Raw genomic sequence first — 14,579 nt, 5'->3', positions numbered from 1 at the left:
TTCTCCGTGTAAATTCGGTTAAAACTTAAATACTTTCAGCAGTAGAAGGGCGTTCCAATGGCAGACACATGGTAAAGCATGCGCCATCGCCCTCTTCTGATATTAATTCTAATCGCCCTTCGTGAGCGCGGCACACCATCTGCACCACGGCTAGACCAAGGCCAGTACCTTGAGAGCGAGTGGTAAAAAACGGCTCCATGATTTTCCCTTGCAGCTCTTTCGGCACACCAGGACCACTATCCTGTACCGATATTTTAAGCTCACCATTCACTGGTCGGAAAAATACGTCAACTTGTGACTCTTTACCCGCAATCTGTACGGCATTGAGTACCAAGTTACTTAGCGCAGAAGCGATGGCGTTAGCATTGCCAAACATTTGCGTATCTTCACCTTCAACTTCTTGGCAATAATCGATGTTGTTGGTCTTAAGTGCCGTCTCGACCATCGGTTGATATTCCGCAATCAATTCCGAGACCGTAAATGGCTTCACGACTTTGTTATCGCCGCCTTTAGCGAACAACAGCATATCATTAACCTGCTTCTCTAGATCATGCAGTCTATCCATAAGCTTAGTTTGAAAGCGCGTTTTTGTGGCAGGAGGCAAGTTTGGCGCAGCTAAGTTGGAGGCATAAAGCATCGCACTGGATAAAGGAGTACGAACTTGGTGCGCCAACGAAGCAACCATTCTTCCCAATGAAGAGAGCCTTTGAAGATCACTCACTCGAGATTGAAGCAGTCGAGTTTCTGTCAGATCGGTAATTAAGATCAATTGACCAGTAGTTGATGCAGAGATCGCCAAACGCACTTTGCGACCATTTTTCAGTGAGATTTCATGGCCGTCATCATCTTTGGGATCAAATGCACTCTGGATCACTGAGAACCACTTTTCTCCCACCAGCTCGACACCTAATATACGGTGGGCTTCTGGGTTGGCTTCTCTCACTTCACCTTGAGTATCCAACAAGATAACGCCAGCAGGCATCACATCGAGTACTTGCTTGTATCGCTCAACTTGCTGCTCAACAGAGTCTAAGTGTGATTGGTTTTCTGGTTGGTCGGATGCGTGCATATAAAAAATTGGCCTCAAATACTAGAATAGCCTGACATGCACCACACACATCAGGCTATTCGCTATATTTATCACATAGTTAAGCCGTCAACAACTCGACTATCTCTGATTAAAAGGTAGATCAGAGTTGTGTATGAGCTACCATCCTCAGTCCGATTTATCGCTGCAAATTGTATTTGCGCATTTTCTCTACAAGGGTTGTACGTCGCATACCCAACATGTCTGCCGCACGAGCAACCACACCACCTTGTGCTTCCAAAGCTTGGTTGATCATATTCACTTCTAAATCAGCCAGCAGCTCTTTTAAGTTTACGCCTTCTGGTGGCAGTTCTTGTGGAGCATTGGCGTTATCATTGAGATCATCTTGTTGATCAAAACTGAAGTCTTCAGAGAATATATCCGCTAGTGCGTCGCGCTCTTGCTCTTCTTCCGACACAAAGCTATTAAACTCTGGCTGGAATTCAGGGATATCACTATAGCGATACTTGGTAGGTAGATGGTTTACATCAACCAAGCTGTTTGGATACAGAATAACCATACGTTCAACCAGATTCGCCAATTCACGGACGTTGCCTGGCCAGTCATGCTCCATTAAAGAGTTAACAGCACGCGGAGTAAAACAGATCGGCATACTGCCTTCCGCTTCCATACGTGTCATCAGCTCTTGCAGTAATAGCGGTATATCCTCTTTACGCTCTTGCAGTGCTGGCATCTCGATTGGGAACACGTTTAATCGGTAGTAAAGATCCTCGCGGAACGCTTCTTCATCAATCATGCTCTCCAGATTGCGGTGTGTTGCTGCAATCACACGAACGTTAGCTTGCAATGTTGCATTACCGCCGACACGCTCAAAACAACGCTCTTGCAGTACACGTAGCAGTTTTACCTGCATTGCCATCGGCATATCGCCAACTTCATCGAGGAATAAAGTTCCACCTTCCGCCAGTTCAAAGCGACCTTTACGTGCAGTGATCGCACCGGTAAAGGCCCCTTTTTCATGACCAAAGAGTTCGCTTTCTAACAGGTCCGGAGGAATGGCACCACAGTTAACAGGTACGAAAGGTCCACCACGGCGTTTTGAATGGTAGTGAATGTTACGAGCTACAACTTCTTTGCCTGTACCTGACTCACCTAGAATCAACACGTTAGCTTCAGTAGCAGAGACTTGCTCGATGAGGTGACGGACCTCTTGAATGCCTGAGCTTTGACCGACTAGGCTACGAAACAGAGTATTTTTGCGTGCAGATGAGACGACATTAACGCCTTTGCGACCTAAAAAGTCTTTGCAATGCCTCAATGCATCACTCAGTTGCGGGTAATTGAGCGGCAGTTCTAGCTCACCCACATAGTTGGTTAACTCATCCACAGAATAGTTATGCTTACCCATCACTAACAAAGGGATATGGTTAGCCTTGAGCAGCTGTTGATTGAGTAAAGAAGTGAAGCCGTTACCTTTAATGGAGCCAATAATGCACCCAGCCCACTGTTGAGACCAGTCGACTTTATGTGCTTGTTCAGAGCTGACAACTTCGCAGCCCTCTCCTACAAACTCTAATATGGTGCTTAAATTGTGACGCTCTTGAGCATTATCGTCTACGACAAGCAGTTTTGACAAACCTTGCATAAGTAGGATGTATTGCCTTTATTATTGGTGTGATGCGGAAAACATTAGCAACGTAATCTATAAAACAGAAAAAGTATCATTGATAAGATTAACGATAGACAAATTATGAAAATCAGCAACGAAAAAAGCCATTAGGCTATCTAATGGCTTCTATTTTATTTGATTAAAAAAATAAGGCAACCAACCAATTAACTCATGTGAGATCGGTTAGAACTTTGAGTTTTCTCTAAATACCCACCTCAGCAGAGGTTAAATTGTGATATTCATTCGGGATCTGGTCCCAAGCACTCTTAATCTCACGGATAATATCAATCACATCATCAATAGGTTGAGGGTCATTTTTGTGATTCGCTGCAGAAATTTGCGTGATCATAAACTCATAAAGTTGATCTAGGTTTTTTGCGATATCACCACCATCGTCCATTGAAAGACAACTACGAAGGCTAATAATGATATCTAACGCTTTACCCAGACGCTCACCCTTAACAGGAATATTCCCTGCTTGCATCGCAGCCTTACCTTGAATAAGACGCTCGATAGCACCTGCCATCAACATTTGAACAATTTTATGGGGTGAGGCAGCAGTAAGCTGACTATCCACTGATACCTTTTTATATGCCTGTAAAGAACCGCGCATAGTAAACCTCTTCTATAAAAACTTTTTATACTGTTGAACTGACTTGTTACCGTGACGGTACTTCTGTAAGTCTTTGCCGACTCGTGTCGTTTCCGCTTGCATCAGCTCAACCAATTTTCTTGTCCTCGTAATGGCATTATACCACTCGGAGCTTTGCTTAACGTCGGGGTGTGAATCCAATAAATGAAGCACGTTTTTCAGCAACTGTTCCCTGTTATCGACAAGCGCCATTATTTCTTCAGTATTAATTTCACTTATTTCGAACTTAGCCATAATTTGTTGATCTAGTTCACAAAGCTTCTGAAGTTCGTCCTTCATCTATTAACCTAACGCGTTCATCATGCTGCCCAGTTGGGACTGCATTTTACCAGTTGCTTCTTGCATCGCAGTAAAGCGAGAGTGAGTGCGGCTTTCTAATCCGTCCATGCGGCGATCAAGTGCCGCCTGATCATCCGCTAATCGATAATTCTGTTCAACTAGGCTTCGCTCACGTGTTCGAATTGAACCAGTTACACCCGTAATACCTTGAATGGCATCTTCAACCTTCTTAGCAAAGCCATTGTTACCGCCAAAGAAGTCTCCCAACTTGTCGAAATTGTTGTTCAACTGGCGATCCAACATATCGTAATTGATTTCAAGCGTACCTTGACGGGTTGTTGTAATACCAAATTCAGTTAGGGATCTGATGTCTGGTGGTGCACCTTTGATGCTAGTTGAAAATACACTTTTCAAACGCGAGTCTGCATTTCTCACGGTACTATCACCGGCCAGTGGTCCTTTTTGACCCGTGGTCGGATCGACACCTGATAAGCTTTTTGAAACTTGATAAAACTGATTGTATGACGCCACAAAAGCTTCAATATCTCGACGTACGCTACCTCGGTCATACTCAACCCCGATCTCCGCAGGGGGTTTATCTTTCGGTGTTTTGCCTTTGACCGTGATATCAATACCTTCAATCGCATCTTCAATCACATTATTGTTACTCGAAAGCTGGGCTACACCATCGAGTACAACCATAGAGTCTTGTCCCGCTTGAACTTCAGTCATACCACTGTAAGTATCAAAAGATTGCTGCGCTTTCTCTAAATCTGCTTGAGCTTTATCGATTTTTTCTAGGTGCTCTCGCTCTTCTGGAGAAAGTTTTGAGCGTTCAATATCTTTGGCTTGTTGCTCAGTAATCTCACCCTTGGCAACACGCTCTGCGAGTACGGCTTTTTCTTGAGTGGTTTTCTCTTCAATACGAGCTTGTTCAGCCTCAAGCTTTTGCTGAGCTTCTTTCGGTGTTACGTAAGAGTCCGTCAGTGTACCCGACGCGGTGTTGCTCCACCCCGGCACATCTGGCGCCTTCTCGATGGCTTTCTCATCCAGTTCGAGTTCTGGTGTGTAATAAGAATCTAATAATGTGCCTGATGCCGTCTCGGTCCAACCTGGAATGTTGTCTTCTGGCATAACAGAAGCCGATGCCTTCGCTGCATCTATCGCGGCTTGACCAGCTGCCGCGGCTGCCTCTCCAAAAGTTTGGCTGCTTGGATCTTGAGCGAGTTCTGAATCAAGCGGTAGGCTTTCAGCTTCAGACGCCTCCTGTGGCACAGGATTGCCTGCAGCATCCACCTCTTGTGGTGTTTCGGTTGCCGCTTCTATAGGGGCAACATCTTGCCCTGGAGCAGGCACTGAGAGGATCTCTTGAGCGGCTAGGCGTGCCGATTCTAAGGCTTTTACACGCTCTTCAAGAGTTTTGTATTCAAGTTTTTTGAGGGGGTTATCCGATGAAGCATCAACATTGATGCTAATCTGTTGTTCTGCGCCAGATAGGTTTGACGCGACGATAAGGCGAGGCCCCTCAACGTCATTAATGACCGAGGCACGAACACCTGGGTTATTGCTTGCACCATTGATGCCTCGTACAACGTCGATAAGTTTCGAACGCTCACCGACCTGTACATCAAAGCTCTTCTCACCAAGCGAAACCTGCAGCTTACCTGGGCCAAACTTCATGTCTTCCGATAGAACATCAGAAGCCACTTTGTGACTTTGGGCAAGCTGCAACACATCGATGGCATATTTGCCTGCAATTGCATCCGTTGTCGCGGTTGCAGACACAACTCCGTCATCGGTACTTTCAACTGTTCTCACAGCGAAAGCTTTTTCCTGACGAAAGTTCGTCATTAAGTTCTTCATCGAATCAAGCGATTCTCTGAGTCTTCCATAGGCACTAATGCTGGAATCGATTCGCGTTCTTTCATTGTCGATACGTTGCTGCTTAGGTATGCGCTCCGCATCGACAATTTTGCTGACCATGGAGTTGATATCCATGCCAGACGACATCCCAAGTGGGCCTAAACTCATTAAATCACCTCAATAATACGACTTAAACCTTCGCCTCCAATAGCCCGCTATTTGAGGTTTGGGCCGCTAGGCGCCTTAAAATCTCAAGCATTTCTTCGTCAGGTATTTGGCGAATAATATCGCCTGTTGTGGCTTCGTATATGGTCACCACATCTCTACCCGACTCTTCATCCACTTTAAAGGCGACACCCTTGTTGATAGAAGAGATAAACTCATTCATCTTCTCTACCATTTTAACGCGCTCTTCTTTATTCAGCTCTTGTCTATCTTGAGCTAATTGAATCGCCGCTTCGGTAGCATCCTCTTGCGATTTCTCTACCTTCTCTTTGGGTGCCACTTCTAACGGTTTAGAAACACTTGGCGCACTGCTACCTTCATCGAATGCAAATTTAATGCCATTAGGTGAGCCATAAGGCTGGACGTTCGATGCGCTGGATGATATTTCCATAACACTCTCCTTCCGACCTCATATGAGCTGTGGCATTAGAGCTCTACCTAAGTCGACCTCTATTGCCGCTTACTAAGTAAGCTTAGCCCAATAAGCTTAGCGCTGCTGATGGAGATTGCTTCGCTTGAGCTAGGATTGAAGTACTCGCCTGTTGCAGGATTTGAGACTTGGTCATAGCTGTCGTTTCTTTCGCGTAATCAGTATCTTTGATGCGGCTCTTAGATGCATTAACGTTCTCGTTGATGTTATCTAAGTTGCTGATTGCATGATCAAAACGGTTTTGGAAAGCACCTAGAGAAGCACGTTGGCTGTCTACAGACTTAAGCGCACCATCAATGATAGATACCGCTTCGTTAGCGCCCGCTACAGAAGTCACGTCGATATCGTTAACCGTCACATCTTTACCGTCACCAATACCAAGCTCACCCGCTAGGCTACCACCGAACTCAACGTCACCTTGTACTTTTTGGCTTGCTGCGAACAGTTGTAGTTTACCGCCTTCACCAACAGAAGCTTTAACGTCTTCACTTTGACCGTTAATGTAAGTCGCAAGCTCTTCAATATCGTTACCTGCTTTTGCAGAGATATTAACTTCTTGCTCTTCACCAAACTTGTCTTTGTACTTCATTGTTAGATCAGAACCTGCCGCTACTGTCCAAGAAGAGTCTTTGCCTTCTTCAACTGTGTAGCTCTTACCACCCATGTCTTGAGTGTCAGTACGCATGTTACCCATTGATAACATTACCGCTTCACCAGAATCTGCACCGATTTGGAAAGATTGGCTACCGTAAGTACCGTTTAGAAGCTTGTTACCACCGAAAGATGTTGTTTCAGCGATACGGTTTAGCTCGTCATTAAGCGCCGTTACTTCTTCTTGGATTGCAACACGCTCAGCCTTAGAGTTTGAGCCGTTTGCAGATTGTAGAGAAAGGTCACGCATACGTTGCAGAATGTTTGTAGACTCATTCATTGCACCTTCAGCCGTTTGTGCAATAGAAATACCGTCGTTCGCATTCTTCACAGCCATGTCTAGGCCGCGGCTTTGAGACGTTAAGCGGTTCGAGATTTGTAGGCCTGCAGCATCGTCTTTTGCGCTATTGATTTTATAGCCAGAAGACAAGCGCTCCATTGATTTTTGTGTACCTTCAGCTGCGCCATTTAGGTAGCGTTGAGCCGTCATTGCAGACACGTTAGTGTTTACATTAATTGCCATAGTTGATCTCCTTTAGGCATTTCTGATGCACGCCAGTGACTCTCACCTCACATAAAGCACACATCAATATTGTCTGATGTACCGCTGCGTCTCTCACCTCACATTGGCACATCTCATTTCTCTCAATCCCTTTAACGGCGCTTTGATTAGAAGCTTTAACAAAAAAATCGATTTTTTTGGTTTTATTTTCAATAACAAGAGAAAATGTGATCGTAGTTCAATTAATCGGGCGATATTCGCTAAAGTTTCAACTATTGATGGATTTATAAGCACATGGTTACTTATTAATTTACTGTGAAAGCGTCGATATTTAACTGCATTTGATATTGAGGTGGTGGTCGTTAACTTTTATCAAAGAAAAAGAACTCTTCCTTTATCTGTACCTGAGCAAGAACGAGATCCCTGATACCTCGTTCTACTCGGTTCTGGGATGACGATAAAAGCCTCCATCTAGCCAAGTCATCATGACCGTCCCCCGTCATTCCCTACAGGGAGGGACGACCGTGATAGGGAATCTCTCTCGCCACCAACGACACAATTGGATATCCCAAAACACTTTACCAAATACCAAAAACGCGAAAACCCAGCCGAAGCTGGGTTTGTTTAGCGCTCATCTCTCACCACGAGCTAATTTGTGGAAGAGGCACTGACAAATGCAATGCCACTTTTATTTGATTAACCTAGAAGACTCAGTGCTGCGTTCGGTGCTTGCTTCGCTTGCGCAAGAATCGAGCTAGACGCTTGAGAAAGAATTTGCGACTTAGTCATTTGCGTCGTCTCTTTCGCGAAGTCTGTGTCTTTAATGCGGCTCTTAGATGCATTTACGTTTTCGTTGATGTTATCTAAGTTGTTGATAGCGTGGTCGAAGCGGTTTTGGAACGCACCCAATTCTGCACGGTGGCTATCTACGTATTTTAGTGCTGCATCAATGATAGCTACTGATTCTTGAGCGCCACCTACCGATGTTACGTCGATGGTATCAACCGTTACTTCTTTACCACCTTGAATACCAAGCTCACCCGCAAGACCACCAGAGAAGTCTACCTTGCCTTCTACTTTGTTGTTACCTGCGAACATTTGTAGCTTGCCATCTTCCGTTACAGACGCTTTCACAGAGTCTTGTTGACCGTTGATGTAAGTCGCTAGCTCTTCGATGTCATCACCCGCTTTTGCATTGATGTTGATCTCTTGAGCTTGACCAAAGTTATCTGTGAACGTCATTTTCAGGTCGTTAGAGCCCTCTTGAACGTTCCAGTTTTTGTCTTTTGCGTTCTCAGTTTGGTAGCTCTGACCACCCATTTGGTCGTTGTCTGAACGCATGTCTTTCAACTCAAGCATCACGGCTTCACCGTTGTCTGCGCCGATTTGGAAAGACTGAGTACCGTATGTACCGTTCAGAAGTTTGTTACCACCGAAAGAGGTCGTTTCTGCGATACGGTTCAGCTCGTCGTTCAGTGCTGTTACTTCTTCTTGAATTGCTACACGCTCAGCTTTGGAGTTTGAGCCATTCGCCGATTGTAGAGAAAGATCACGCATACGTTGCAGGATGTTTGTCGTCTCGTTCATTGCACCTTCAGCGGTTTGAGCAATCGAGATACCGTCATTCGCGTTACGTACCGCTACGTCTAGACCGCGGCTTTGTACGTTCAAACGGTTAGAAATTTGTAGACCTGCTGCGTCATCTTTTGCACTGTTGATTTTAGAGCCAGAAGATAGACGCTCCATAGAGGTCTGCTGAGCGCTGTTTGCGTTGTTTAGGTAACGTTGCGCAGTCATCGCTGAAACGTTGGTATTTACATTCACTGCCATGGTGATTTCTCCAATTGATTTTCCGGTGTTGCGGTTTCCGACGTCTCGGAAAACCAAGTAGTTCTCTCAAAGTTACTTTTAATAACGGCTTAGATTTCTAGAGCTTTAGAAAAAACTTCAAAAAAAACCAATTAATTTAACAAAACCAATAAATACAAACACTTATTAAAGATTTTTTATTCCACAAACTTCCAAAGTTGACGTTTGAAAATTAGAAGAGTTCAATTATTAGGCTCTTCAAAGGAGAATTTTGAGCAAATTTAAGAAAAGAGATGTTTAATAATTGCGCAACTTTTGATTAGAGAAAATTTTGGCAAGGCCAGGATTGACAATGAAACTGAGAAATAAAATAAGAGAGCGTGTTGAAAAGCAGGAAAGTTAGAAGGGAAAAAACAGGAACGCTAGAAAGGAAAAAGCCCCTTTTCCTTTGAGAGAACTGGGGCTAAGTGGCGGTCAGAGCCTGTGTGGAGATCATCGAGAAATGAACACATTCTGACTTACCGTTGCATCCTTACCGTAAAAATGTAAAGCAGGTGAGAGATGAGAGAGCTAAACACTCAATAGTAAGTATGCTTGCCAGTTTTCCTTGCTGTATGGCCCACGTCTGGACACGAACAGCAAGGTCAACCAATAACTATTGCAATAGTGACATTGCAGAGTTAGGCAACTGTTTTGCTTGAGCAAGTATTGAAGTACCTGCTTGTTGCAGAATTTGAGATTTCGTCATTTGCGTTGTCTCTTTCGCAAAGTCGGTATCTTTGATGCGGCTGTTAGACGCATCTACGTTTTCTTGTACGTTCGCCAAGTTGTTAATGCTGTGGCTTAGACGGTTTTGCTTCGCACCCAGATCTGAACGCTGTGAATCAACATAAGTCAGCGCTGAATCGATAATACTGATTGCGTTCTGTGAACCCGCGACCGACGTTAGGTCAATATCTTGTACCGTTGTTTGACGACCTTCACTCTTGAGACCTAACTCAGAAGCCAAACCACCAGAGATAGACATAGAGCCTTGTTGTAGATCCGGTTCAGCAACAAACACTTGTAGGCGACCATCATCGGTAACCGACGCATTAATCATGTCAGACTGACCATTGATGTATGTCGCAAGCTCTTCGATGTCGTCACCTGTTTTTGTCATCAATTCCAGCTTCACTTCTTCACCAGACTTAGTCACAAACTCAAGCTTAAGGTCACGAGCGTCTGCTGGTACTTCCCAGTTCTTGTCTTTGCCGTTTTCTGAATCAAACGTTGTACCACCCATACGGAAATCATCCGCACGGATGCTGGTCAACGCCATAATCATCGCTTCACCAGAATTCGAGCCGATCTGGAAAGAAGCCTCACCAAACGAACCGTTCAATAGTCGACGACCACCAAATGAAGTGGTTTCCGCAATACGGTTAAGTTCGTCTTGAAGCGCCATAGACTCTTCGTTCAGTGCTGTGCGCTCAGCAGCGGTGTTAGTACCGTTTGAAGATTGAATTGCCAAGTCACGCATACGTTGCAGAACGTTGGTAGACTCATTCATTGCACCTTCAGCCGTTTGCGCTATCGAGATACCATCATTAGCATTTCGCATTGCCACATCAAGACCACGCGACTGTGCCGTTAAGCGGTTAGAGATCTGCAGTCCTGCCGCATCATCTTTTGCGCTGTTGATCTTATGGCCTGATGACAAACGCTCCATCGAGGTTGCGAGGTCATTAGACGCTTTATTCAAATAACGCTGCGCTGTCATTGCGGAAACGTTAGTACTTACATTCACTGCCATTTTGCTCTCCTTATGAGTTCGCAAGCTTTCTGCGAAGCGGCCAGCTTTACTCTCATATGGATAAGCACTGACCGTATATTACTTGCTAAACCCTAAGCTAGGGTTTAAGACCTGTATAAATCATTTCTGACTTATATAGATACAAGTTGTGTGCCAATTTTTAAATTGACAAAAAATAAATTTATATCATTAAAAAACAATGAGTTAAAAACAAGACTACTGTTCTTTCAATCGATAGATTACGACTGTGTAATCTCTCTAACCGGTGTGTTGCCGCTTTTTGCCGCTTACGTTACTTACATTTCAAAACGGGTAAGAAAGCGGCAATTTTTAGAACCCTCTCGCACTTACGGCATTGCACATAAGGCATAAAGCAGAGCTCATTTCATACAACAAAGTGTTAGAGGTAATTGAACAGCGTCAAATCTTTCGTTTTACCAAAGGCTTGCTGAGAAGCCTGCAGTGCTCGAGAATTCTCATTGAATTCAATGATCGCTTTTGAATAATCCAAATCTTCAAAGTTACTTTTGGCTTTCGCCAGCGACAACTTGAAGTCCTCATGTTGCTGCTCTTGAATATCCAATGTGTTTAAACGCGCACCAACATCTGTGCGAGCCTTAGTTAAATGGATGAAGGCAGCATGAAACTCTTCCGTTGCCCGATGCAGCTGAGCGGTTGCAGATGAATTAGAGACCGACTCCTCCGCCAACGCCGCTGCATCACGAAAGGTATCAAATATCGAAAAGCTATCTCTTGGCTCTAGCACAATCGAATCACCCTTAGTGATTTGACCGCGCAGCTCAATGTGCAGGCCCTCGTATTTAATCCCTTCTGTTGGGTTAAAATCTTTGGCCGCTACCACACTGCCATCTTTTTCTAGCTGATATGCGTATTTGCCGTTCTGCATATCGACGAATGTGACTTTGTAGGTTGCAGGGTCTTGAAATTCACTGTTAGTCGCACGCTCTAAAAGCAGTTCAGAGGCAGGTTGCAACTCATACGTAGGTTTGTAATCACCAAACGGGTTGTCGATCTCCATGAACAGCTTGCTGCCTGGATCGTTCATTGGCATTTCAAAACTACTGGCGACGCGCATCTTGCGTTGATAGTCGTCACCGCCGTAAATCACGTTACCTTCGTTATCACGAAAGAAAGGCTGATTCTTCAGCTTAGTTCCAGCAAAAGTGTAGTTGCCCGACTCATCTTGCGAGTTCGCCATATATAGGAAGTTATTGGCAATCTCTTGCAGTTCACGTTGTTTTGCCAAGCGATCTGCTGGAGACAATGCACCGTTGATCATCTCCATCACTGTACGCTTTGCTTCATCGGCAAAACCTTCAGAGTTAGAGATCAGCACTTCGTGGTGCTCTAAACGGTTTCTCACCAAGGTAATAGCATCTACATACTGCTTAAGTTGTTCAGACTGCTGCCCAATATTCTGCAAGTAGTGAGTCGCTAGTGGATCATCACTAGGCGACTGCAATTTTTTACCCGACGCCAATTGCGCTTGGTTATGATGAACCTTGTTCTCTTGACGGCGTAGGTCGTTTTGCACCGACTGGTAATTATGGAAACTGGAGATACGAGTTAACATGACTTCCTCCTATTACCTTAAGGCCAAGATGGTATCGAAGGTTTCATTGGCCGCCTGCATAATGCGCGACGATGCCATGTAGGCTTGCTGAAACTTCATCATATTTGCCGCTTCTTCATCGAGGTTCACCCCAGATATAGAAGCGATTCGCTCTTGCGCTGACTGCTTTTCTAACGTTGCAATCTCACTAAGACGATTGGCGGTCGACGCCTTCAACCCTGTATTAGTATTCAGGTTATGGTAGGTATCCAGCAGCGTTGATTTACCTTCGTCGAGTGACTTGTTCGTCTGAATATCCTGCATTTTTCGCAGGTTACCGTTATCACCTTCAGACGGAACAAGGTTGGCGGTAAATTTATCGTTGGCGATAGCGCCAGGTGTCAACTCGAAAGTCGTCCCCATGACAGTCACTGGACCAGATGGTGGATACGGCTGTGGCTGCATCAATACGTTGCCTTTAGTATCCGTGACCGCAAATTGTTCACCACGTGGCGAGACAATCACTTCAAATTCACGCAACTGCCCTGCAGCAAGGATCTTAAATTCCGCATCACCTTGAGCAAAGGTTGTCGAGGCTTCATAGCTCTGTGCGGCAATATCTTTAGGATCATTGCTTTCGATTTGCATCTGAGCGGCAAAACTGCGCGTTGGTCGTAATAGAATCTTTTCACCCAATTCAGGTGGATTACGAATCTCAACACGCATGCCATCTAGATAGAAAGCACTGCCACTCGAGTCAGTGGTAACTTTAACGGTTTCACCGCTCGGCTTCGTGACCACATAATCACTGCCGTCGTACTTTAAGCCGTACTCACCGCCTTTAAGCGCGTTGGTGTTATCAATGAACACCGCAACATCGGCTTGCGACTGACCGCTCGTCACGACACGCGATTTCGCCACCAGCTCTGAATTCACATCGGTAAATAGATTGCGGCCAACATTACCGTTAAGGTCTAGACCTTGGCTTTGTAGCTTATTGACATGATAAGAGAGCGCTGTGGCCATACGGCCTAACTCATCCATCACCTCAGGAATGTGTTCATCACGCATATCCAACATCGAACCAATTTTGCCGTCAATATCTGCGCTCGTAATCGGCTTTATCGCCTTACCTTCAATAATCGCTAAACGTCGTTGATGGGCATCAGGCAATCCATCAATCAATTTCAATTGGCTCGCCTCACTACCGGAAACTAAGGTATGACCGTTACCAATGTGAACGTTAAAGCCTTCAGCATTCGAACGGGGTGTCACCGTTACTTTGGTGTACCCAGATAGCTCATTGATCAGTTTTTCATGCTGGTCGCGCAGGTCATTGTGTGGACCAGGAGTGCGCATCATCAAGCGTTGAACGTCACGAATTTCGATCGCGAGTTGGTTAACGCGTTCGATACCCATATCTAATTTTTTATTGGCAACATCTGACTGCTGGCGAATCGTTTCATGAAATTCATTCAATGTTTGAGAAATGATACCCGCCTTCTCGAGTACCACTTTACGCGCACCGATATCATTTGGCGTATCGGATAACGTTTTGATCGAGTCGAACCACTCGTTCATGTTCTCAGGAATTTTTTTAGAGGCCGTCGAAGACAACATACCCGAGAGCATGTCGATGTTACTTTGGGTGTCGTTCTTATTAGCGGCATTCGTTGTCGATAGGTTTAACTCATTAACGGCAAACTGGTCCCAAGAGCGGCGAACATTTTCCACATGCACACCCATGCCGTAGGTTTGACCACCATATTGGCGCGGATCATTAACACCTTGGATGACAGATTGTCGGCTATAACCCTCTGTATTCGCGTTAGAAATGTTATGACCTGTGGTGTTTAACTGTCTCTGAGCGGTAAGCACACTTTGTGTACCTACATTCAACAGATCTGACGCCATAATGCCCCCAAAAAAACCTAATAAAATCAGTAAAACTGATTAACCTTACGTCTAAAAAGCAATTTACGTGCCAAACTAATTACAAGGCGTTAAAAGAAGAGAGTTGGAAGATAAAAGGTGATAAATAGATAGGAAAAGAGAAACAGATAAAAGAAGAGCCCACCAGTTG

11 protein-coding genes are annotated in these 14,579 nt (G+C 44.8%); all 11 read right to left on the bottom strand.

From position 1 onward, the window contains the following. Positions 1–25 precede the first annotated feature (25 nt). The 11 genes from vsple_RS04065 to flgK all read right to left on the bottom strand — a co-directional run bounded on the left by vsple_RS04065 (position 26) and on the right by flgK (position 14,410). The gene (locus vsple_RS04065; RefSeq protein ID WP_255231194.1) at positions 26–1,069 is read right to left on the bottom strand and encodes a sensor histidine kinase; all 1,044 of its coding nucleotides are present in this window, start codon (positions 1,067–1,069) and stop codon (positions 26–28) included. A gap of 157 nt (positions 1,070–1,226) precedes the next feature. After that, positions 1,227–2,693: a sigma-54 dependent transcriptional regulator gene (locus tag vsple_RS04060; protein ID WP_255231195.1), complete on the bottom strand. Its 1,467-nt coding sequence runs from the start codon at positions 2,691–2,693 to the stop codon at positions 1,227–1,229. Positions 2,694–2,919: 226 nt separating this feature from the next. Then, positions 2,920–3,330 (bottom strand): flagellar export chaperone FliS, encoded by a 411-nt coding sequence (gene fliS / locus vsple_RS04055; RefSeq protein ID WP_008218262.1) that lies wholly within the window; start codon positions 3,328–3,330, stop codon positions 2,920–2,922. Positions 3,331–3,342: 12 nt separating this feature from the next. After that, positions 3,343–3,648 carry a flagellar protein FliT gene (gene fliT / locus vsple_RS04050; RefSeq protein WP_255231196.1) on the bottom strand — a complete coding sequence of 102 codons (306 nt, stop codon included), beginning with the start codon at positions 3,646–3,648 and terminating at the stop codon, positions 3,343–3,345. A 3-nt stretch (positions 3,649–3,651) separates the two neighbouring features. Further along, the gene (fliD, locus tag vsple_RS04045) at positions 3,652–5,679 is read right to left on the bottom strand and encodes a flagellar filament capping protein FliD (protein ID WP_261882732.1); all 2,028 of its coding nucleotides are present in this window, start codon (positions 5,677–5,679) and stop codon (positions 3,652–3,654) included. A 22-nt stretch (positions 5,680–5,701) separates the two neighbouring features. Next, positions 5,702–6,127, bottom strand: coding sequence for a flagellar protein FlaG (flaG, locus tag vsple_RS04040; protein ID WP_239842564.1), 426 nt, complete (start codon positions 6,125–6,127; stop codon positions 5,702–5,704). 82 nt (positions 6,128–6,209) lie between these two features. Continuing rightward, positions 6,210–7,340 (bottom strand): flagellin, encoded by a 1,131-nt coding sequence (locus vsple_RS04035; protein ID WP_255231199.1) that lies wholly within the window; start codon positions 7,338–7,340, stop codon positions 6,210–6,212. A gap of 675 nt (positions 7,341–8,015) precedes the next feature. Beyond that, the gene (locus vsple_RS04030) at positions 8,016–9,149 is read right to left on the bottom strand and encodes a flagellin (protein WP_255231200.1); all 1,134 of its coding nucleotides are present in this window, start codon (positions 9,147–9,149) and stop codon (positions 8,016–8,018) included. Positions 9,150–9,783: 634 nt separating this feature from the next. Further along, positions 9,784–10,923 carry a flagellin gene (locus vsple_RS04025; RefSeq protein WP_255231201.1) on the bottom strand — a complete coding sequence of 380 codons (1,140 nt, stop codon included), beginning with the start codon at positions 10,921–10,923 and terminating at the stop codon, positions 9,784–9,786. A gap of 400 nt (positions 10,924–11,323) precedes the next feature. Continuing rightward, entirely contained in the window at positions 11,324–12,517 is a 1,194-nt protein-coding gene (flgL, locus tag vsple_RS04020; RefSeq protein ID WP_261882731.1) for a flagellar hook-associated protein FlgL, read from the bottom strand. A gap of 12 nt (positions 12,518–12,529) precedes the next feature. After that, positions 12,530–14,410: a flagellar hook-associated protein FlgK gene (flgK, locus tag vsple_RS04015; RefSeq protein WP_261882730.1), complete on the bottom strand. Its 1,881-nt coding sequence runs from the start codon at positions 14,408–14,410 to the stop codon at positions 12,530–12,532. Between the last annotated feature and the right edge of the window lie 169 nt (positions 14,411–14,579).

The sequence above is a fragment of the Vibrio pelagius genome, assembly GCF_024347575.1.
Classification (GTDB): Bacteria; Pseudomonadota; Gammaproteobacteria; order Enterobacterales; family Vibrionaceae; genus Vibrio; species Vibrio pelagius.
Note: the sequence above shows the minus strand (reverse complement) of the source record. Positions and strands in the feature narration are given on the sequence as shown.

Coding starts and splice junctions, on each gene's coding strand:
- flgL (WP_261882731.1), bottom strand. CDS start 12,517: ATGTTAACTCGTATCTCCAGTTTCCATAATTACCAGTCGGTGCAAAAC.
- vsple_RS04030 (WP_255231200.1), bottom strand. CDS start 9,149: ATGGCAGTGAATGTAAATACCAACGTTTCAGCGATGACTGCGCAACGT.
- vsple_RS04035 (WP_255231199.1), bottom strand. CDS start 7,340: ATGGCAATTAATGTAAACACTAACGTGTCTGCAATGACGGCTCAACGC.
- fliT (WP_255231196.1), bottom strand. CDS start 3,648: ATGAAGGACGAACTTCAGAAGCTTTGTGAACTAGATCAACAAATTATG.
- vsple_RS04065 (WP_255231194.1), bottom strand. CDS start 1,069: ATGCACGCATCCGACCAACCAGAAAACCAATCACACTTAGACTCTGTT.
- flgK (WP_261882730.1), bottom strand. CDS start 14,410: ATGGCGTCAGATCTGTTGAATGTAGGTACACAAAGTGTGCTTACCGCT.
- vsple_RS04025 (WP_255231201.1), bottom strand. CDS start 10,923: ATGGCAGTGAATGTAAGTACTAACGTTTCCGCAATGACAGCGCAGCGT.
- fliD (WP_261882732.1), bottom strand. CDS start 5,679: ATGAGTTTAGGCCCACTTGGGATGTCGTCTGGCATGGATATCAACTCC.
- flaG (WP_239842564.1), bottom strand. CDS start 6,127: ATGGAAATATCATCCAGCGCATCGAACGTCCAGCCTTATGGCTCACCT.
- fliS (WP_008218262.1), bottom strand. CDS start 3,330: ATGCGCGGTTCTTTACAGGCATATAAAAAGGTATCAGTGGATAGTCAG.
- vsple_RS04060 (WP_255231195.1), bottom strand. CDS start 2,693: ATGCAAGGTTTGTCAAAACTGCTTGTCGTAGACGATAATGCTCAAGAG.